This is a genomic window from Kitasatospora sp. GAS1066B (genome assembly GCF_041262605.1).
Classification (GTDB): Bacteria; Actinomycetota; Actinomycetes; order Streptomycetales; family Streptomycetaceae; genus Kitasatospora.
On sequence record NZ_JBGCCO010000017.1, the window covers coordinates 24,435 to 44,704 of the forward strand.

At 71.0% G+C, this 20,270-nt stretch carries 19 protein-coding genes; 4 read left to right on the forward strand and 15 right to left on the reverse strand.

What is annotated here, in order from left to right:
• Positions 1-72: 72 nt before the first annotated feature.
• On the forward strand, positions 73-861 hold the full coding sequence (locus tag ABH937_RS20025; RefSeq protein WP_280687018.1) for a hypothetical protein: 789 nt from the start codon (positions 73-75) through the stop codon (positions 859-861).
• Between the two features lie 25 nt (positions 862-886).
• Here the strand turns inward: ABH937_RS20025 and ABH937_RS20030 are convergent, their stop codons facing one another.
• The 8 genes from ABH937_RS20030 to ABH937_RS20065 form a co-directional block, all read right to left on the reverse strand.
• Positions 887-1,480: a dienelactone hydrolase family protein gene (locus ABH937_RS20030; RefSeq protein ID WP_370218991.1), complete on the reverse strand. Its 594-nt coding sequence runs from the start codon at positions 1,478-1,480 to the stop codon at positions 887-889.
• Between the two features lie 42 nt (positions 1,481-1,522).
• Entirely contained in the window at positions 1,523-2,377 is an 855-nt protein-coding gene (locus ABH937_RS20035; protein WP_370218992.1) for an ABC transporter permease, read from the reverse strand.
• Entirely contained in the window at positions 2,374-5,157 is a 2,784-nt protein-coding gene (locus ABH937_RS20040) for an alpha/beta fold hydrolase (protein WP_370218993.1), read from the reverse strand. The genes ABH937_RS20035 and ABH937_RS20040 overlap by 4 nt, the downstream gene beginning before the upstream one ends.
• 118 nt (positions 5,158-5,275) lie before the next feature.
• Complete coding sequence (locus ABH937_RS20045; RefSeq protein ID WP_280687014.1) at positions 5,276-5,779, reverse strand: LURP-one-related/scramblase family protein; 504 nt, start codon at positions 5,777-5,779, stop codon at positions 5,276-5,278.
• Between the two features lie 77 nt (positions 5,780-5,856).
• Positions 5,857-6,309, reverse strand: a complete 453-nt coding sequence (locus ABH937_RS20050; RefSeq protein ID WP_280687013.1) for a GNAT family N-acetyltransferase — start codon at positions 6,307-6,309, stop codon at positions 5,857-5,859.
• Between the two features lie 24 nt (positions 6,310-6,333).
• Entirely contained in the window at positions 6,334-7,272 is a 939-nt protein-coding gene (locus tag ABH937_RS20055) for an RluA family pseudouridine synthase (protein WP_280687012.1), read from the reverse strand.
• A gap of 31 nt (positions 7,273-7,303) precedes the next feature.
• Positions 7,304-7,897, reverse strand: coding sequence for a signal peptidase II (gene lspA / locus ABH937_RS20060; protein WP_370218994.1), 594 nt, complete (start codon positions 7,895-7,897; stop codon positions 7,304-7,306).
• Between the two features lie 171 nt (positions 7,898-8,068).
• Positions 8,069-8,587 carry a TraR/DksA family transcriptional regulator gene (locus tag ABH937_RS20065; RefSeq protein ID WP_370218995.1) on the reverse strand — a complete coding sequence of 173 codons (519 nt, stop codon included), beginning with the start codon at positions 8,585-8,587 and terminating at the stop codon, positions 8,069-8,071.
• 613 nt (positions 8,588-9,200) lie between these two features.
• Between ABH937_RS20065 and ileS the strand changes: the two genes are divergently transcribed.
• From ileS to ABH937_RS20080, 3 genes are all read left to right on the forward strand, one after another.
• Positions 9,201-12,329 (forward strand): isoleucine--tRNA ligase, encoded by a 3,129-nt coding sequence (gene ileS / locus ABH937_RS20070; RefSeq protein ID WP_370218996.1) that lies wholly within the window; start codon positions 9,201-9,203, stop codon positions 12,327-12,329.
• Positions 12,330-12,420: 91 nt separating this feature from the next.
• On the forward strand, positions 12,421-12,711 hold the full coding sequence (locus tag ABH937_RS20075; RefSeq protein WP_370218997.1) for a hypothetical protein: 291 nt from the start codon (positions 12,421-12,423) through the stop codon (positions 12,709-12,711).
• Positions 12,708-13,118 carry a hypothetical protein gene (locus tag ABH937_RS20080; protein ID WP_370218998.1) on the forward strand — a complete coding sequence of 137 codons (411 nt, stop codon included), beginning with the start codon at positions 12,708-12,710 and terminating at the stop codon, positions 13,116-13,118. The genes ABH937_RS20075 and ABH937_RS20080 overlap by 4 nt, the downstream gene beginning before the upstream one ends.
• Before the next feature lie 125 nt (positions 13,119-13,243).
• On the opposite strand, the gene ABH937_RS20085 is transcribed toward ABH937_RS20080, so the two are convergent.
• The 7 genes from ABH937_RS20085 to murG form a co-directional block, all read right to left on the reverse strand.
• The gene (locus ABH937_RS20085) at positions 13,244-14,581 is read right to left on the reverse strand and encodes a DivIVA domain-containing protein (protein ID WP_370218999.1); all 1,338 of its coding nucleotides are present in this window, start codon (positions 14,579-14,581) and stop codon (positions 13,244-13,246) included.
• 52 nt (positions 14,582-14,633) lie between these two features.
• Positions 14,634-14,921 carry a YggT family protein gene (locus ABH937_RS20090; RefSeq protein WP_266301002.1) on the reverse strand — a complete coding sequence of 96 codons (288 nt, stop codon included), beginning with the start codon at positions 14,919-14,921 and terminating at the stop codon, positions 14,634-14,636.
• A 130-nt stretch (positions 14,922-15,051) separates the two neighbouring features.
• Positions 15,052-15,657, reverse strand: a complete 606-nt coding sequence (locus ABH937_RS20095) for a cell division protein SepF (protein ID WP_280687313.1) — start codon at positions 15,655-15,657, stop codon at positions 15,052-15,054.
• Between the two features lie 273 nt (positions 15,658-15,930).
• On the reverse strand, positions 15,931-16,689 hold the full coding sequence (locus ABH937_RS20100) for a YggS family pyridoxal phosphate-dependent enzyme (RefSeq protein ID WP_370219000.1): 759 nt from the start codon (positions 16,687-16,689) through the stop codon (positions 15,931-15,933).
• 94 nt (positions 16,690-16,783) lie between these two features.
• Complete coding sequence (gene ftsZ, locus ABH937_RS20105) at positions 16,784-17,983, reverse strand: cell division protein FtsZ (protein WP_280687004.1); 1,200 nt, start codon at positions 17,981-17,983, stop codon at positions 16,784-16,786.
• 405 nt (positions 17,984-18,388) lie between these two features.
• A complete protein-coding gene (locus ABH937_RS20110) occupies positions 18,389-19,168 on the reverse strand; it encodes a cell division protein FtsQ/DivIB (RefSeq protein WP_280687003.1) in 780 nt (259 codons plus the stop codon).
• On the reverse strand, positions 19,161-20,267 hold the full coding sequence (gene murG, locus ABH937_RS20115) for an undecaprenyldiphospho-muramoylpentapeptide beta-N-acetylglucosaminyltransferase (protein ID WP_280687002.1): 1,107 nt from the start codon (positions 20,265-20,267) through the stop codon (positions 19,161-19,163). Before murG ends, ABH937_RS20110 begins: the two co-directional genes overlap by 8 nt.
• Positions 20,268-20,270: the final 3 nt, after the last annotated feature.

The window sequence follows — 20,270 nt, forward strand, 5'->3', positions numbered from 1 at the left end:
TCGGCGCGCTAGTCTCGGCGCGCGCGAGATTCCGTGGCACGGCTGCGGCGCGCCCACCTCGAGGGGGAGACGATGAGCTATGCGCCGCCGGTCGGAGGCTTTCCGACGCCACAGCGGGCGCCGGCCGGGCCGCGCGCCGCGGCGCTGCCCGGGCTGGCGGTCCTGCTGATCCTGATCCTGCTGCTGGACCTGGCGATCCTGGGCTTCGACCTCAACCGGGACGGCGTGAACTACCTGCCGACCGCGCTGGGGATCAACTACGACCACTACATCCAGGGCGTCCCGGTCTACTACGTGGGCGGGAACACCGCGTTCGACCTCGGGCTGATCGCCATGATCATCGGGGCGTTCAGCGGCGGTGGCTGGGTCCGCCCGGCCGGCAGCGCCGTGCTGCTGGTGGCCGTCTACAGCGACGTGATGTCCGTGGTGGCGCAGCTGACCGGGAACTCCGAGTCCCGGCACGAGTTCTCCTCGCCGGGATCGAACCTGCTGCTCAACCTGGACGTGATCGGCCAGGCCGTGCTCGGGGTGCTCTTCGCGGTGATCGTGGCCGCCACGGTCAAGAGCAAGAGTGCCCCCGCCCTGCCCGGCCCCGGCGCCCCGGCCGGCTTCGCCCCGCAGTTCGCCCCGCCGCCCGGCCCCGGCCGCGCGCCGGCGGCTCCCGGCTTCGGCGGGCCGCCCGCCCAGGGCTACGGTGCCCCGATCCCGCCGCAGCCCACCCCGGGCTACCCGGCACCGGCCGCACCCGCCATGCAGCCCCCGGCGCCGGCCCAGCCCCCCGCGATGCCGCCGGCGCCGCCGGCCACTCCCCCGGCGTACGGCTACCCGCCGCGCCCGCAGGACGGCCCGCCGGCGCCCTGACGCCCGGTCAGCCGCCGGACAGGACCTAGGGCGCCAGCGAGGAGTCCAGCTCGCTCAGGAAGGCGAGCGACGCCGCCCACGCCGCGTCGCTCGCCTCCTCGTCGTAGTCGGCCAGCTCAGGGTCGGTGAACAGGTGCCCGGCGCCCCGGTAACGGTGCACCTCGACCTCGGCACCGGCCTTGCGCATCCGCAGGTACCAGGCGTTCAGCCAGTCCTCGGTCTCGAACGGGTCGGGCTCGGCCACGTGCAGCTGCACCGGGATCTCCGCCACGGCCTCGTCCCGCACGTCCGAGGTGCCGTGCAGCAGCAGCAGGCCCAGCGCGTGCTCGTCGGCCAGTGCCAGGTTCTGGGCGAGCGCGCCGCCGAGCGAGAAGCCCGCGTAGACCAGCCGGGTCCCGGGGGTCAGCAGCGGGGCTGCCGCGCCGATCGCCCGGCGCAGCAGCTCGTCGGTGCCGACCTGCTCGTGGTACGCCAGGCCGGCCTCGATGTCCTCGAAGACCTGGCCGTCGTACAGGTCGGGCACGTGGACGGTGTGCCCGGCCGCGCGCAACCGGTCGGCGGCGGCGGTCACGGCGGGGCGCAGCCCGTAGGCGGAGTGGAGGAGCAGGATCTGGGCCACGGGGACTCCATCAGCAGACGTCGGGGGACGTCCAATGATCGCTCAGGACACGATGTCCTTGCGCGCGAAGCCCCGGAAGGACAGTGCCAGCAGGATCGCCGCGTAGGAGAGCGAGAGCGAGACCCCCTGCACCATCCCGCCCCACTCCAGCTGCGGCTGCAGTGCGTCCGCCCAGGCGTACTGCCAGTGCGCCGGCAGCCACTCGCGCAGGCCGCCGAGCGCCGTGATGGCGTCCAGCACGCCGGTGATGATGGCCAGGAACACCGCACCGCCGACCGCGCCCAGCGGGGCGTCGGTGGCGGTGGAGAGGTAGAAGGCGAGCGCGCCGATCACCAGCTCGCTGAGGATCACGAAGCCGACCGCGATGGCCAGGCGCGGCAGCACCTCGGCGGCCGGCAGGCTGCCGCCGGTGGGCAGCCGCAGGTCGCCCCAGCCGTAGGCGGCGGTGCCCACCCCGAGGCCGACCAGCGGCAGCAGCACGATCGCGGCGGCCGAGAAGAGCAGCCCGATGGTGAGTTTGCTGGCGAGCAGCCGGCCCCGGGGCACGGGGGCGGCCAGCAGGTAGCGCAGCGAGGACCAGCCGGCCTCGGCGGCCACCGTGTCGCCGCAGAACAGCGCGACCGGGATCACCAGGATGAAGCCGGTGCCCATGAAGAGCAGGGTGGCCGCGAAGTTGGGTCCCGAGGCGGTGGCCAGCGTCACGAAGGTGGTCTGGTCGGGCCGGGTGGGCGTGCCGCCGATCTGGAAGGCGGCCAGCACGATGAACGGCAGCGCGAAGAGCACCGCCGCGATCACCAGGGTGCGGCGGCGGCGCAGCTGGCGCAGCGCCTCCACCCGCAGCGGCAGGGTGTGCTGCGGGCGGTAGCCGGCGGCTCGGTCAGCAAGCGTTCCGGTCACGCGGACCCTCCGATCATCGAGAGGAACGCGTCCTCCAGGCGGCGGTGCGGGCCGGCCCGCTCCACCGGGACGTCCAGCCGGACCAGTTCGGCGACCAGCTGATGGGCCGTCAGGCCATCCAGCCGCACCAGCAGCCCGTGCCCGGCGACCTCCACCGAGGCGACGCCGGGCAGCGCCGCCGCCTTGTCGGCCGCCGTGACCAGTTCCTCGGGCGGGTAGTCGGCGGGGGTGCCGACCAGCAACACTTCGCCGCCGCCGACGATCTCGCCGACCTCGCCCGCGCTGACCAGCCGGCCGCGGTCCATCACCACCAGGTGGGTGCAGCTCTGCTCGACCTCGGAGAGCAGGTGGCTGGAGACGATGACGGTCCGTCCGGTGGCCGCGTAGCGGATCATCACCTCGCGCATCTCGCGGATCTGCGGCGGGTCGAGCCCGTTGGTCGGCTCGTCCAGGATCAGCAGGTCCGGCAGGCCGAGCATGGCCTGGGCGATCGCCAGCCGCTGGCGCATGCCCTGCGAGTAGGTGCGCACCGCGCGTTCCAGCGCCTCGCCGAGGTCGGCGATCTCCAGCGCCTCGGCCAGTTGCGCGTCCTCGGCGGGGCGTCCGGTGGCCTGCCAGTAGAGCTCCAGGTTGGCCCGGCCGCTCAGGTGGGGCAGGAAGCCGGCGCCCTCGACGAAGGCGCCGACCCGGGAGAGCACCGGGGCGCCGGGCCGCACGGCGTGGCCGAAGATCCTGATCTCGCCCTCGTCGGGACGGATCAGGCCCATCAGCATCCGCAGGGTGGTGGTCTTGCCCGCGCCGTTGGGGCCGAGCAGGCCGAGCACCTGCCCGGGCTGGACGGTGAAGCCCAGCTCGCGCACGGCGTAGCGGTCGGCGGCGCCCTTGTAGCGCTTGCTCAGGCCGGTGATCTGCAGCGGCACCTCGGCGAGCGCCGGGTCCGGCGGCGGCATCGCGCGGCGGCGACGGCCGGTCAGCAGCAGCACGGCGGCCGCGGCCAGGGCGAGCAGCGGCAGGATCCAGGTGCGGGCGGGCAGCGCGGTGGCCTCGGTGGTCAGCGCGTTGTCGGTGGGGACGGTGAGCGGGCTGGCCAGGCCCACCTGGTAGGTGGCGGGCTGGTTCGGCGAGGCGTAGGCCAGGTCGGTGCTGGCGAGCACCAGGCGCAGCCGGTGTCCGGCCGGGAAGTCGTGGTCGACGGCGGGCAGCCGGACGGTGACGGTCTTGCCGTCGGGCGCGTCGGCGCCGGTGATCCGCAGCGGGGCGGCGAGTTGCTCGGGGAGCGTCTGCTTGCCGTCGGGGCCGACGTCGTAGAGCTTGCCGAAGAGCACCGCGTCGGGCTGGTCGGCGTGCACGGTGAGGCTCACCGTGGGGCTGCCGGTCAGCTGGAGTCCGGAGCTGAGCGGGGCCGAGTCGAAGGCGGCGTTCTGGCCGGGGAAGTCGATCGAGATGCCGACGCCCAGCTGGGCGGCCTGGGCGAGCGCGCCGAGCCCTGGCACGGTGGAGATCGCGGGCGGTGCGCCGCCGGGCGGGTTGGCAATGGTCTGCGGGCGGCCGGTCAGCTGGACGGAGCTGTCGGCGGTGCCGTCCAGGCCGGGGTAGCGGGAGCCGTCGGCGCCGCGCAGCACCACCTGGAAGCCGGTGGAGTCCACGCCTCCGGTGCGGGTGACCCGGAAGGTCGGCCCGGTGTCGTTGCTCTGATGCTTCAGGCCGCGATTTTTCAAATAATGGTCGAACCAGGAGATCACCCGGTCGTCCACCCGGTCGCTGGTCTCGGTGCCGCCGTCGTGGCCGCCGTCGAACCAGTCGACCGAGACCGGCGCGCCGTTGGCGGCGATCGCCTTGGCCATCGCGTCGCCCTGGTCGAGCGGGAAGAGCGAGTCCTGCTGGCCCTGGACCACCAGGGTGGGGACCTTGATCTGCGAGGCGTAGCTCGACGGGCTGGACTTCGCGAGCAGCGCGACCGCGGCGGCGTCGGGCCGCCCGGCGGTGGCCACCCGGTTGTACATCGCGCAGAGCTCGGGGGTGAAGCGGCCGCAGCCCACCGGCCCCGTGGTGTTCTCCGAGGGGGCCGGCTTGCCGGTGGTGGAGGCGGTCAGGTCGCCGGCCGAGCCGTCGGTGAAGAAGATCCCGGCCCAGAGCTTCTTGAAGACCCCGTCGACCGGGCTGCTGCCCTGGACGTTCTGCGGGAAGAGCGCCTGCGGCAGGTCCCACCAGGTGATCCGCGGCGCGATGGCCTTGATCCGGGGGTCCGCGGCGGCGGCCAGCAGCGAGATGGCGCCGCCGTAGGAGGCGCCGGTGATCCCGACCACCGGGTCGCCGGGCTTGTCCTTGAGCACCTCGGGCCGGGCGGTCAGCCAGTCGACCAGGTGCTTGACGTCCTGCACCTCACCGTCCGGCGAGTCCAGGCCGATCTGCCCGGTGGAGTGCCCGAAGCCGCGCGAGGACCAGGTGAGTACGGCGTAGCCGGAGCGGGCCAGCTTGCGGGCCTCGTCCGCCTCGTCGGTCTTGCTGCCGCCGAAGCCGTGGGCGAGCAGCACCGCCGGGCGCGGGCTGCTGCCGGTGGTGAAGAAGGAGGTGTCGATCGAGACCTGCTCGGCGCTGCCGGGCGCCTGGGGCATGGCGAGGAACTGGTCCTGCTGACGGACCGTCACCGGGGTGTTGGCGATGGCGTTCACCGCGCCGAGCCCGACCAGTACGAGCAGGGCCAGCGTGCTGGCCAGCAGCCGGCGGCGCGTCAACATGCTCCGTGTGCGCGAGCGCCGCCAGCGGCCGGGGAGGTCCATGGATAGCGATCGTATCCGTGGCTTCTGAGAATCAGCCAGGAGGGCGGCCCGGCGGCGACGAACTGCCCATTTCTTACGCTTTGCCGGCTTTCTCCGCCGGCCACTCCGGGGTCGGCCGTCAGAAGTTGGTCAGCTTCTCGCCCTTGGCGTCCTGCAGGATGTGGTCCACGCAGACCGCCAGGATGATCATGAGATAGGCATCCGGCTGGCTCATCACGTCCACCGCGTAGGCGTCCCTGATGGTGAACCAGCGCCGCGAGACGTGGGCCAGCGTGGTGCCCTCGGCGCGTATGTCGAACTCGCGGTCCCACAGGTTGCCGACGACCTTCAGCCGCCGCCCGTCCCGCAGCTTGACCTTGAAGCGGTCACCGAAGAGCTTGAAGAGCTTCTTGCTGATCTTGGCGATCACCTCGCCGTCGTGCTTGATCAGGATGGTGTGGTGGACGGTGAAGAACTTCTTGACGATCGAGCCCACCACGGTGCCGTCGGTGTCCACGAAGGTGAAGGTGCTGCGGAACCGGAGCAGCTTCTTGTTGACCCGCCAGACCTTCTCGCGGTGCTCGGTCTCGATCCAGGCCTCCTCGTGGAAGGCGAACATCCGGTCACGCACCAGGTAACGCATCAAGATCCCCCGTTCGGGTCAGTGCAGAGCCGCCCCAGAGTAATGGGGCGGCCTGACGGACCAGCAGGGGGATCGGGTCAGAAGACCTTGACCATGGTGCGGTGCGGGATCCCGGCGTCGTCGTAGACCGGGCCCTCGGCGGTGTAGCCGAGGCGCTCGTAGAAGCCCATCGCCTGGACCTGGGCGTGCAGCTCGCACTCGGTGGCGCCCAGCTCGCGCCCGGCCCGCTCGACGGCGCCGACCAGGGCCGCGCCCAGCCCGGTGCCCCGGGCGGGCTTGAGCACGGCGAGCCGCCCGAGCAGCACCCGACCCTTGACGCCGGTCAGGGCCAGCGCCTGCTCGCCGCTGATCAGCCGGGCGGCGCCGACCGGGCGGCCGCCCTGGTCGAGCGCGACCAGGTGGGTCGAGGTGGCGTCCAGCTCGTCGTACTCCAGCTCGGCCGGGATCTGCTGCTCCACCACGAAGACCTCGTGCCGCACCTGCTTGGCCAGCGCGACCTCGCCCTCGGTGCGGGCGGTCCGTATCTCCATCGCCGGGCTCTCCATCGGGGGGCCTCAGCTCTCGGCGGCGATGACGTCGAGGGCCGTGCGCAGGTCCTCGGGGTACTCGCTGTCGAACTGCACCCACTGGCCGTCCCCCGGGTGCTCGAAGCCCAGCGAGACGGCGTGCAGCCACTGCCGGGCCAGCCCCAGCCGCTTGGCGAGCGTCGGGTCGGCGCCGTAGGTGAGGTCGCCGACGCACGGGTGGCGCAGCGCCGACATGTGCACCCGGATCTGGTGGGTGCGGCCGGTCTCCAGCTTGATCGTCAGCAGCGAGGCGGCCCGGTAGGCCTCGATCAGGTCGTAGTGGGTGATCGAGGGCTTGCCCTCGCGGGTCACCGCCCACTTCCAGTCCGAGCTGGGGTGCCGGCCGATCGGGGCGTCCACCGTGCCGCTCATCGGGTCGGGGTGGCCCTGGACCAGCGTGTGGTAGGTCTTCGAGGTGATCCGGTCGTGGAACTGGCGCTTGAGGTCGGTGTAGGCGCGCTCGGACTTGGCGACCACCATCAGACCGGAGGTGCCGACGTCCAGGCGGTGCACGATGCCCTGGCGCTCGGCGGCCCCCGAGGTGGAGATCCGGTAGCCGGCGGCGGCCAGGTGACCGATCACGGTCGGGCCGGTCCAGCCGGGGCTCGGGTGCGCGGCGACCCCGACCGGCTTGTCGACCAGCACGATGTCCTGGTCGTCATGGACGATCCGCATGCCCTCGACATGCTCGGCGACGATCTGCACGGGTGCGGCGGGCGCGGGGATCTCGACCTCCAGCCAGGATCCGGCGATCACCCGGTCCGACTTGCCGGCCGTCGCACCGTCGATCCGGACCTTGCCCTCGGCGGCCAGCTCGGCCGCCTTGGTGCGCGAGAGACCGAACATGCGGGCGAGGGCGGCGTCGAGACGCTCGCCCTCCAGGCCGTCGGGGACGGGAAGCGTACGGATCTGCGCTGCGGTACTCACCCGTACGAGTATGCCGCACCGACCGACGGCGCTATTCGCCCTTCGGAGCGGGCTTGTGCGTCGACCCGTCCGGGTTGCTGCCGCGGAACGAGAGCAGCACCACCAGGATGCCGCCGCAGACGATGGCCGAGTCGGCCAGGTTGAAGACCGCGAAGTGCTGCACCGAGATGAAGTCGACCACGTGGCCGCGCAGTACCCCGGGGGCGCGGAACAACCGGTCGGTCAGGTTGCCGAGCGCCCCGCCGAGCAGCAGGCCGAGCGCGATCGCCCAGGGCAGGCTGTAGAGCCGGCGCGAGATCCGCCAGATCACCACGATCACGGCGGCCGCGATCAGGGTGAAGACCACGGTCATGGTCTGGCCCATGCCGAAGGCCGCGCCCGGGTTGCGGATCACCTGGAAGGTCACCATGTCGCCGATCACCTTGATCGGCGTACGGCCCTCCAGCCTGGCCACCACCAGCAGCTTGCTGCTCAGGTCGATCAGGTAGGCGAGCAGCGCCACCGAGAAGAGCACCCCGAGCCGGCGACGGCGCACCGCGGCCGACCCGCCGACGGCACTCGCACCGGCCGGCTCAGCCTGCTCGGTCGACTCAGTCGGCTCGACCGGCATGGTCGGCGCCGACACCGCGGCCTCGGCGGGCCCGGTGGGCTCGTCCTGGGTCTGGGGAGAACCTGGCGTAGTGATGATCCGCTCCGCTGCCGAGAGAGAAGGGCCGACGTTACGGGGTCGAGCGTACGGCACGCGGTGCCCGCGACGACTCGACCCCGAGGGGCGACCGCCCCTCGACCGCCGTGGTCAGCGACGCTCCTGCTTCGCCTTGCAGGAGACGCAGAGAGTGGCCCGCGGGAAGGCCTGCAGCCGGGCCTTGCCGACCGCCTGGCCGCAAGACTCGCAGACCCCGAAACCCACGCCCTCCAGCCGGAGCAGCGCGCGCTCGGTCTGATCGAGCATGTCGCGGGCGTTGTTGGCCAGCGCCAGCTCGCTCTCCCGGTTGATGTTCTTGGTGCCGGCGTCCACCTGGTCGTCGCCGGCCCCGTCGTTGGAGTCGCGCATCAGGCCGGTGATCGCCGCCTCGGCGGCGTCGATCTCGTCGCGCAGCCGGACCAGCTCGCCGTTGAGCTCGGCGTGCACCTCGGCGACCTCGACGGCCGTCCAGGGCTCCTCGCCCGGGCGGACCGGCAGGTCGGCCGGGTCGACGGCCTCGGCGCCGGCCGCGACCGCCGCCCGGGCGCCGGTGGCGGCGGGGGTGTGGTTACGGCTGGTCACCGCGCCGCGTCCGGTGGTGGTGCTGGTCTTCCGCCGTGTCGTGGTCACGGAACCCTCCCCTTGGTCGCCCGCCACGGCCTTTCGGGCCCGCCTGGTGGCGGTGCCCGTGCCCGTTGCCTTCTCAGCCATGGCTCGACCCCATCTACGAATGACTACGGCCGACGGTTCCCGTCGGCCTCCGGTGCCGGAACGATAATCCTGAACGAATCAGGTCACAACGGGACATACCGATACCCTCGGTGTTCCCACCCGGGCAGCCGGGGTGGCACGGCCGAGGAAGCTCCGTGCCTGGGCATTGACAAAGTTGTGCCCAGATCGTCACTTCCTAACCGCCCGGGCGCGCGGTGACGTGCGGCGGCAATGGCGCAAATGGCCTTGCGCCGCCCTATAGACTGGGCCGGCAAGGCGCAGATGGGACGAGTACCGACGTACGCAGCCACGAGCGACCCGGGGACGGTGCGAGCCCGGGGGTGTGCGCGGCGGGAAGATCACCCCGGAGCCGCCGGAAGAACGGCCGCGAGAGCGGCCTACTAGACCCGGCAGCAAGCCCAAGGAGTGGGCCGTCGGCAGGTCGCGGCGGCCAAGGAGGGTGGTACCGCGGGACGCCTGGCCGTCTCGTCCCTCCGTCGGAATGCCCGTCCACGCATCCGCCGGAGGCGCAGTGAGCACGTACAACCCCGTCCCCGCCCAGGTCGACCTGCCCGTCCTCGAGCACGGCATCCTGAGCTTCTGGCGTGACCAGAAGATCTTCGCCAGGAGCCTGGAGCAGTCCGAGGGTCGCCCCGAGTGGGTGTTCTACGAGGGTCCGCCGACCGCCAACGGCATGCCGGGCGCCCACCACATCGAGGCCCGGGTCTTCAAGGACGTCTTCCCGCGCTACCGGACCATGAAGGGCTACCACGTGGCCCGCAAGGCCGGCTGGGACTGCCACGGCCTGCCGGTCGAGCTGGCCGTGGAGAAGGAGCTGGGCTTCTCCGGCAAGCCGGAGATCGAGGCGTTCGGGATCGCCGAGTTCAACGCCAAGTGCCGCGAGTCGGTGACCCGGCACACCAGCGAGTTCACCAAGCTCACCGAGCGGATGGGCTACTGGGTCGACCTCGACGAGGCGTACCGGACCATGGACCCGTCCTACATCCAGTCGGTCTGGTGGTCGCTCAAGCAGATCTTCGACAAGGGCCTGCTGGTCCAGGACCACCGGGTGGCGCCGTGGTGCCCGCGCTGCGGCACCGGCCTGTCCGACCACGAGCTGGCCCAGGGCTACGAGACCGTGGTCGACCCCTCGGTCTTCGTCCGCTTCCCGCTGACCAGCGGCCCGCTGGCCGGCCAGGCCGCGCTGCTGGTCTGGACGACCACCCCGTGGACCCTGGTCTCCAACACCGCCGCCGCCGTGCACCCCGAGGTCACCTACGTGGTGGCCACCGACGGCAACGAGCAGCTGGTGGTCGCCGAGCCGCTGGTCGGCAAGGCGCTCGGCGAGGGCTGGGAGGTGACCGGCCGGTCGTTCACCGGCGCCGAGATGGAGCGCTGGGCCTACCGCCGCCCGTTCGACCTGGTGGAGATCCCGGACGCGCACTACGTCCTGAACGCCGAGTACGTCACCACCGAGGACGGCACCGGCATCGTGCACCAGTCGCCCGCCTTCGGCGCCGACGACCTCGCCACCTGCCGCAACTACGGCCTGCCGGTGGTCAACCCGGTCGAGGCCGACGGCACCTTCGCGGCCGATGTGCCGCTGGTCGGCGGCGTCTTCTTCAAGAAGGCCGACGAGACCCTGGTGGCCGACCTCCAGGCGCGCGGCCTGCTCTTCCGCCACCTGCCGTACGAGCACAGCTACCCGCACTGCTGGCGCTGCCACACCGCGCTGCTCTACTACGCGCAGCCGTCCTGGTACATCCGGACCACCGCCGTCAAGGACGCGATGATCCGCGAGAACGAGGCGACCAACTGGTACCCGGAGACGGTCAAGCACGGCCGCTTCGGCGACTGGCTGAACAACAACATCGACTGGGCGCTCTCCCGCAACCGCTACTGGGGCACCCCGCTGCCGATCTGGCGCTGCGAGGAGGGCCACCTGACCTGCGTCGGCTCGCTGGCCGAGCTGAGCGAGCTGACCGGCGCCGACCAGAGCGAGCTGGACCCGCACCGCCCCTACATCGACGACGTCACCTTCGCCTGCCGCACCTGCTCCGGCACCGCGGTCCGGGTGCCCGAGGTGATCGACGCCTGGTACGACTCGGGCTCGATGCCGTTCGCGCAGTACGGCTACCCGTACCAGAACAAGGAGTTGTTCGAGAGCCGCTACCCGGCCCAGTTCATCTCCGAGGCGATCGACCAGACCCGCGGCTGGTTCTACACGCTGATGGCTGTCGGCACCCTGGTCTTCGACAAGTCGTCCTACGAGAACGTCGTCTGCCTGGGCCACATCCTGGCCGAGGACGGCCGCAAGATGTCCAAGCACCTGGGCAACATCCTGCAGCCGATCCCGCTGATGGACCAGCACGGCGCGGACGCGGTGCGCTGGTTCATGGCCGCCGGCGGCTCGCCGTGGTCGGCCCGCCGGGTCGGGCACGGCACCATCCAGGAGGTGGTGCGCAAGACCCTGCTCACCTACTGGAACACCGTCGCCTTCCAGGCCCTGTACGCGCGCACGGCGGGCTGGGCGCCGAGCGCCTCGGACCCGCGCCCCGCCGACCGGCCGCAGCTGGACCGCTGGGTGCTCTCCGAGCTGAACACCCTGGTCCGCGAGACGGATGCCGCACTGGAGGCCTACGACACCCAGCGGGCCGGCAAGCTGCTCTCCGGCTTCGTCGACGACCTCTCCAACTGGTACGTGCGGCGCGGGCGTCGCCGGTTCTGGCAGGGCGACGCCGCCGCGCTCGCCACCCTGCACGAGGCGCTGGAGACGGTCACCCGGCTGATGGCGCCGCTGACCCCGTTCATCACCGAGCGGGTCTGGCAGGACCTGGTGGTGCCGGTCGACCCGCACGGCCCGGCCTCGGTGCACCTGGCCTCCTGGCCGGTGGCCGACGAGTCGCTGATCGACGGTGCGCTGTCCCGGCACATGGCGCTGGTGCGTCGCCTGGTCGAACTGGGCCGCGCCACCCGCGCCGAGTCCGGGGTGAAGACCCGTCAGCCGCTGTCCCGCGCGCTGATCGCGGCCCAGGGCTGGGAGGAGTTGCCCGCCGACCTGCGCGCGCAGATCGCCGAGGAGCTGAACGTCGCCACCCTGGAGTCGCTGGCGGCCGTCGGTGGCTCGCTGGTGGACACCACCGCCAAGGCCAACTTCCGCGCGCTGGGCAAGCGCTTCGGCAAGGGCGTGCAGGAGGTGGCGAAGGCGGTCGCCGCCGCGGACGCCGCCGTGCTGGCCGCCGAGCTGCGGGCCGCCGGCACCACCTCGGTGGTCATGGGCGAGGAGACGGTCAGCCTCTCACCGGATGAGGTGATCATCACCGAAACCCCGCGCGAGGGCTGGGCGGTGGCCAACGAGTCCGGCGCCACGGTCGCGCTCGACCTGGCGATCACCCCGGAGCTCAGGCGGCTGGGCGCCGCCCGCGACGCGATCCGCCAGATCCAGGAAGCCCGGAAGAACTCCGGCCTGGACGTCTCGGACCGGATCGTGCTGCGCTGGCAGTCCACCGACACCGAGACGGCGGCGGCGATCACCGAACACACCACCCTGGTCGCCGACGAGGTCCTGGCCACCGACTTCGCCGCCGGCGAAGCCGACTGGGCCTCGGAGAGCTTCACCGACGAAGGCGCGGGTCTGACCTTCCAGCTGCGCAAGGCGTAGCGAATCGGACAGGAGCGCGACTGCCACTCGTTGGAGTGGCAGTCGCGCTTCTCCCTTGGAGCAGAATCACACACGGTGTTACGTTTTCTGCATGGCCAAGACCCGCTTCTCGATCTCGATGGACGACCACGTTGCCGAGCAGATCAAGAGAACCGCCGCCCAGCTCGGTGAGGACGTCTCCTCCTTCATGACGTCCGCCGCGATGGAGGTCGTGCGGAGGAAGAACCGTGAGAAGGAGATCTTCGCGGAGATCGACGCGGAGATCGCTGCGATGGAGGCAGCGCAACCCGAGCCGATCCCGGTCGATCCTGAGCTGGAGTTGGAGGTCCACGAGCAGCTGAACTCGTTCTTTGCTCCGGAGAGCCACCGGGACGTCGCATGACCGAGGCCGTCGTCTACGACACGGGGATGCTCATCGGCCTCGCCAACCGCAGCTCCGCTGTCGCCAGCTTCCACAGTGGCGTGCTCCGCTCCCACACTCCCATCGTGCCCGGCCCCGTCGTGGCACAGGTCTGGCGGCGCGGCGCCGCGACCGAGTTCACGCTGGGGATGTACCTGAAGGACTGCGAGGTGGTCACCGACTACGACCTCGACCAGTACAAGCGCGTCGGCGTGATACTGGGCCAGGCCGCACTGCCACCCAAGAAGCGTCCCGATGTGGTCGACGCTCTTGTCGTCATGACCGCTGCCCGCTACGGAAGCGCCGCGATCCTGACCTCTGATCCCGAAGACCTCAAGGCCTACGCGGCCACGCTCCCGAAGAGCCGGCTCCTGATCCGGGGCATCTGACCACACGCATGAGGGTGCCCCCACCGCGGCACGGTGGGGGCACCCTCATGCGTGTGGAACACCGGGACGCGCACACCAGGCTCAGCGCAGGAGCCCGGGGCACGCGCCTCGGTGTGACGGAGACCTTAGTTGTCGCCGTCCTCGTCGATCAGGAAGCCGCGCATCGGCGCCGGGGCCTGCTGCATCGGCTGCATGGGCTGCGGCGGCTGCGGGCGGACCGCGGCCATCGGCTGGGTCATCCCGGCCGGGGCCATCTGCGGCGCGCCGTTGCCCGAGGGCTGACCACCGAAGGACGGGGCGTTGCCGCCGCCGAACGACTGGTTGCCACCGAAGGACTGGTTCCCGCCGAAGGACGGCTGACCGCCGAAGGACGGGGCGCCGGTGGAGGCCATCGACGACGCGGCCGGCGGCAGCGAGGCGGTGGCGGGGATCCGCGGCGGGGCGAGCGAGTCGTCGGCCTGCGACTCCAACTGGCGCAGCTGGGTCTCCAGGTAGGACTTCAGGCGGGTGCGGTACTCGCGCTCGAAGGCACGCAGGTCCTCGACCTTGCGCTCCAGCGTGGCGCGCGCCGACTCGAGCGAGCCCATCGCGACGCGGTGCTTCTCCTGCGCGTCCCGCTCCAGCGCGTCGGCCTTGGCACGGGCGTCGCGCTCCAGACCCTCGGCGCGGCTGCGGGCCTCGCCGACGATCTTGTTGGCCTCGGAACGGGCCTCGGAGATCGCCTGGTCAGCGGTCTGCTGAGCGAGCGCGAGCACGCGGGCCGCGCTGTCGCCGCCGGGGCCCTGCTGCTGCATCGGAGCGCCGAGCGGGCCGCCCATCTGCTGGCCGAGCGGACCACCCATCGGGGCGAGCTGCTGCTGGCCGCCCATGGTGCCCATCTGCTGCGGCATGCCCTGCTGGCCCATCTGCTGCTGGCCCATCTGCTGCTGCATCTGGCCGCCCATCGGCTGCAGCATCTGACCACCCATCGGCTGCACCAGCTGCTGCTGGCCGCCCATGGTGCCCATCTGCTGCTGCGGCATGCCCTGCTGCTGCATCTGCTGCATGGGCTGCATCTGCTGCTGGCCGGGAATCTGGCCCTGCATCGGCGCGCCCTGGCCGGGCGGCAGCTGCGGAGCGCCGGACGGCAGACCCAGCGGCTGGCCGCCCATCTGCTGCTGCGGCTGCTGCTGGCCCGGGCCCTGCTGGCCGGGGACCGGCGGGCCGGATATGGCCGCCGGCACGGGGCCACCGGGACGCGGCGCGTCCTGCGGCTGCTCCTTGCGCATGTTCGCCTGGTTCTGCGCGGCGGCCCGGGTCGCGGCGGCCAGCTTGGCCCGCAGGTCCTCGTTCTCGCGGTGCAGCCGGGTGAGTTCGGCTTCGACCTCGTCGAGGAAGGCGTCGACCTCGTCCTCGTCATAGCCTTCGCGCAGGCGGACGGTCGTGAACTGCTTGTTCCGAACGTCCTCGGGGGTCAACGGCATCTCTTCACCTCAACGTGATCGTCGGCACACTGGCATCCCGCCGCATCGCTCATCACGGCAGCTGCTGCACGAGCCAGATCAGGAAATACACAATGATCAGCAGTACGAAGAAGGACAGGTCGAGCGCCACGCCCCCGAGACGCAACGGCGGGATGAACCGCCGAAGAAGCTTCAGTGGCGGATCCGTGACAGTGTACGTGGCCTCCAGGACCACCACCATGGCCTTGCCGGGTCGCCACGAGCGGGCGAACTGGAAGACCCAGTCCATGACCAGGCGGAACAACAGAATCACCAGGAAGACGGTCAGTGCGTAGTAGAGCACTGCCCCCACGATCCCCATCGGGTATCCCTCTCCCAGCTTCTTCCGGCTCTGCCTGCTCTTGAACTGCTCTTACTGTTCTGCGACTACTGTTCTGCGACTGCTGGGTCACTCACTGTCCATCAGGTCCACACATGACGTCGTGGCCGGGTCAGCTCTGGTTGAAGAACCCACCCTCGGCGATCCGAGCCTTGTCCTCCGCCGTGACATCGACGTTAGCAGGAGACAGCAGGAACACCTTCTGCGTCACGCGCTCGATACTGCCGTGCAGACCGAAGACGAGTCCAGCCGCGAAGTCTACGAGCCGCTTCGCGTCCGTGTCGTCCATCTCGGTCAGATTCATGATCACCGGGGTCCCGCCACGGAACTGTTCCCCGATGGTACGGGCCTCGTTGTAGGTCCGCGGGTGCAGCGTGGTGATGCGGTACGGCTCCCGCTCGTTCACGACCTTGGGCATGATCACCGGCGCACTCTTCTCCAGGTTCTGACGGCGTTCGGATGTGATGGACGACACGGGGGCCATCCGCGGCGGGTCCTGCCGGATCGGCACCGCGGCCGGCACCGGCTGGGGTGCGATCGAGGCGACCTGTGCCGTCGGGGCGGCTGCGGCGGGCCGGGGAATGTCCTCGGTCCGCCCGGTCCGGATCGGCTCGGGGTCCGTGTCGTAGTCGTCGTCCGGGTCGTAACCCTGGCCGTCGTACGTCTCGTCCTCCACGAGGCCGAGGTAGACCGCCATCTTGCGCATTGCGCCGGCCATGCTCCTGTCCTCCGCTCTGTGGTGGATCGGCTTCGTCACCGGCCGGGCCCGCGAAACCCGCTCCCGTCGAGTACGGTGGGCTTCCGGACCCGCGGTCCGCTCACATCCCGTCAGATCTCGGCTACTCTGTGCCGATGGTCCGTCAGTTCATGAGCGTGGCCGCGGACATACGATCCACGATTTGGGTTGCCAAGCATTTCAGTTTGGCGACCGCAGGACGAATCGGTGCATTGTCCTGATTTGTCCTGCAGTCTGATCTACTACCCGGTGACGTTACCCGAGCCGCGACCGCGCACCGAGCACCGCCGTACCGACGCGTACATGTGTCGCTCCGGCCGCGATCGCCTGCTCCAGGTCATTGCTCATTCCCGCCGAGACCATCGTGGCAGCAGGATGGGCCGCGCGTACGCCGGTTGCGATTTCCGCCAAGCGCTCGAACGCGGCCGCCGGGTCGCCGGCCAGCGGGCCGGAGAGCGGAGCCACCGTCATCACCCCGTCCAGGCGCAGGCCCGGCGTCCCGGCGATCTTGTCGGCCAGCGCGAGCACCTGCTCCGGAGCCACCCCGGCCCGGCCCTGCGCTCCCTCGCCGCGCTGCTCGGCGTCGAGCGCCACCTGTACCAGGCAGCCGAGCGGCGGCCGTTCGGCCTTCGACACCGCGTCAGCCAGCGCTGTGACCAGCCGCTCCCGGTCGACCGAGTGAACATGGTGTGCGTAGCGCACCACCGAGCGCACCTTGTTGGTCTGCAACTGTCCGACGAAGTGCCAGGTCAGCGGCAGGTCGGCGCACTGCGCGGCCTTGGGGGCGGCGTCCTGGTCGCGGTTCTCGGCCACTTCGCGCACGCCGAGCGAGGCCAGCAGCCGGGTGTCCGAAGCCGGGTAGGTCTTGGTCACCACGATCAGCGCCACCGCCGAGCGCGGCCGGCCGGCCGCCGCACAGGCGGCCTCGATCCGGTGCTCGACGGCCGCCAGGCCGGCCCGGAGCTCGGCGAGGCGGTCGGCTGCCGGAAGCCCGGTGAACTGCTGGTTCGTCATATTCACTGCCTATCACACACGACGATGCCCACTCCGGCCTCATCGGCCGGAGTGGGCATCGAGCCCCGCAGAATATTCTGGAAATTCCTACAAATTACTTAAGGAAATCCGGGACGTCCAACTCCTCGGCCTGGCTGTCCACATACGGCAGTCGGGACGGCTGCACCTGGGGCGGCACCGGCGCAGCGTGCGCGGTGTCGGCCTTGGCCGCGGCCGACGCCGTGCTGCCGCCGTCCTCGGAACGACCCGTCACCGAGCCCATCTGACCGTAGGGCCGGGTGGTCGGACGCTCGGTGGGCGCCGCCGGGGTCGCCTTGACCACCGGGTCGCGCACGATGGCCGGCGGCTGGCCGCCGTCGAAGCCGGCCGCGATCACGGTGACCCGGACCTCGTCGCCGAGCGCGTCGTCGATCACCGCACCGAAGATGATGTTCGCCTCGGGGTGCGCGGCCTCGCTGACCAGCTGGGCCGACTCGTTGATCTCGAAGAGGCCGAGGTCGGAGCCGCCGGAGATGGAGAGCAGCACGCCGCGCGCACCGTCGATCGAGGCCTCGAGCAGCGGGGAGGAGATGGCCATCACGGCCGCCGCCTTGGCCCGGTCCTCGCCGCGGGCCGAGCCGATCCCCATCAGCGCCGAACCGGCGTCCGACATGACCGACTTCACGTCGGCGAAGTCGAGGTTGATCAGGCCCGGGGTGGTGATCAGGTCGGTGATGCCCTGGACACCGGAGAGCAGCACCTGGTCGGCCGAGCGGAACGCGTCCAGCACGCTGACCTGGCGGTCGGAGATGGAGAGCAGCCGGTCGTTCGGGATCACGATGAGGGTGTCGACCTCCTCGCGCAGCCCGGCGATGCCGTCCTCGGCCTGGTTGGCCCGGCGGCGACCCTCGAAGGTGAACGGGCGGGTGACCACGCCGATCGTCAGCGCGCCGAGCGAGCGGGCGATGTTGGCGACCACCGGCGCGCCGCCGGTGCCGGTGCCGCCGCCCTCGCCGGCCGTGACGAAGACCATGTCGGCCCCCTTGAGGACCTCCTCGATCTCCTCGCGGTGGTCCTCGGCGGCCTTGCGGCCGACCTCGGGGTTGGCGCCGGCGCCGAGGCCCCGGGTCAGCTCGCGGCCCACGTCGAGCTTGACGTCGGCGTCGCTCATCAGGAGGGCCTGGGCATCGGTGTTGATCGCGATGAACTCGACGCCCTTCAGACCGACCTCGATCATCCGGTTGATGGCGTTGACACCGCCGCCGCCGATACCGACGACCTTGATGACTGCGAGGTAGTTCTGCGGTGCTGCCACGTCGAAGGCCTCTCGCCTCGGATGTCCGGGTCGGCTTCGAACCAAGATGCCGACGGATGTCGATGGGTGGGGAGCCCGGTTTCTGACTGATTGTCCGAAATTGAGACCGCCGACCCGAACCCTAAACTTGACGTTGAGAGTTCATGCTGTGCCCGTGCCACATCGTGAAGATGCCTCAGATCACTGTGGAGCACAGCCTGGTGACACAGGACACTAAGTGCCGAGCGGGTCCGTGTTCAACGAACACGCCGAGCTTCCCTTTTTTCTTTTGAGCCTATGTGATCACCGTCCGGCGTTGGGCACCGGGGTGGAGCACCCAGGGTCGGGGAATCACCGACGAATCGTCAACAGTGGCGAATCACGCGGTAAAGCCCCCCGGGAGTACAGAACCTACCGGATCCGGACTCACCCGGAGATCGCCGGGGCATCCGGAGCGCTGACGTCGTAGTTCGCCGCCTTCTGCTTCAGCAGTGCGATCAGCACGCTCGCCTTGCGGTCGGTCCGCTCCGGACTCCCCCACCGCACGGTGGTCCCACCGGCCAGTCTCAACTCGATGTCGTCATACGAACGAACCAGCAACGAGGGGGCCAGCTTGGCGACTTCGGCCGGCAGCCCGGCGGCCACCCGGACCGCGCCCTGGACCAGCGCGCTCTGCGGAATGGCCGAAATCGCATCCTGGGCCGGCTGGCTCAGCTGGAGTTCGACCACAGGAACGCCGGGTGGCGGCGTCGGTTCGGTGGCGAAACTCACCCCAGATGCATCCATCTGAGTGAACTTTCCATCATTGCCCTTGACAGCTGCCACCGGCTGACGCTCTATCACCTTCACCCGCAGGGTGTGCGGCCAGCCGCGCCAGACCTCGGCCTTCGCCACCCGGGGAACGGCCTGGACCCGGCGCTGCACCGCGTCCAGGTCGACCCGGGACAACGGCCCGTGCTGCACCGGCCCTATCGCTGCGCGCACCTGGTCGACCGTCAGCTGGTCGTTCTGCAGCCCCTGGATGGCGACGGTGCGGACGTCCAGCACCGAGGAGAAGAAGAACAGCCAGCCCAGCAGGCCGAGCACGGCCGCGCCGAGCCCGCTGAGCACCAGGATCCCGCGGCGCGACAGGCGCAGCGGCGGCCGCTCCTCCTCGTCGTCCTCCGCCGCCTCCTCGACGAGCGCGGCGTCGAGCCGCTCAACCACGTCGGCGACCGCCCCGGGCCGCGTCGATCGCCTCGTACACCATGCCGACCAGCAGGTCGTCGGCGTCCCGGCGGCCGAACTCGCCGGCCGCCCGGCTCATGTCCCAGAGCCGCTGCGGGTCGGTGAGCACCGGCAGCACGTTGCCCAGCACCCAGTCCGGGGTCAGTTCGGCATCGTCCACCAGCAGGCCGCCGCCGGCCTTGACCATCGGCTGGGCGTTCAGCCGCTGCTCACCGTTGCCGATCGGCAGCGGGACGAAGCAGCCCGGCAGCCCGACCGCGGCCAGCTCGGCCACCGTCATCGCGCCGGCCCGGCAGAGCATCAGGTCGGCGGCCGCGTAGGCCAGGTCCATCCGGTCCAGGTAGGGCACCGCGCGGTAGGGCGGCATCCCCGGGATGTCGTCGATCTGCGGCAGCTCGTTCTTCGGGCCCACCGCGTGCAGCACCTGCACGCCGTACTGCTGCAGGCGCGGGGCGATCGCCTGGACGGTCTCGTTCAGCCGGCGCGCGCCCTGCGAGCCGCCGGAGACCAGCAGGGTGGGCAGCCGCTGGTCGAGGCCGAAGTAGTGCCGGGCCTCGGGGCGCACCGCGTTGCGGTCCAGGGTGGCGATGGTGCGGCGCAGCGGGATGCCGATGTAGCGCGAGTCCCGCAGCTTGCTGTCCGGGGTGGAGACGGCGACGAAGTCGCTGTACCGGGCGCCGATCTTGTTGGCCAGGCCCGGGCGGGCGTTGGCCTCGTGCACCACGATCGGCACCCCGGCCCGCTTGGCGGCCAGGTAGGCGGGCATCGCGACGTAGCCGCCGAAGCCGACCACGGCGTCCGCCTTGACCCGCTCGATGATCTCCTGGGCGGCCCGGACGGTGCCGCGCAGCCGGCCCGGCACGGTGATCAGCTCGGGGGTGGGCTTGCGCGGCAGCGGCACGGCCGGGATCAGCTCCAGCTGGTAGCCGCGCTCCGGCACCAGCCGGGTCTCCAGGCCGCGCTCGGTGCCGAGCGCCGTGATGCCGATGCTCGGGTCATGCCTGCGGAGCGCGTCCGCGAGCGCCATGGCCGGCTCGATGTGTCCTGCGGTACCCCCGCCGGCGAGTACGACATGCACCGA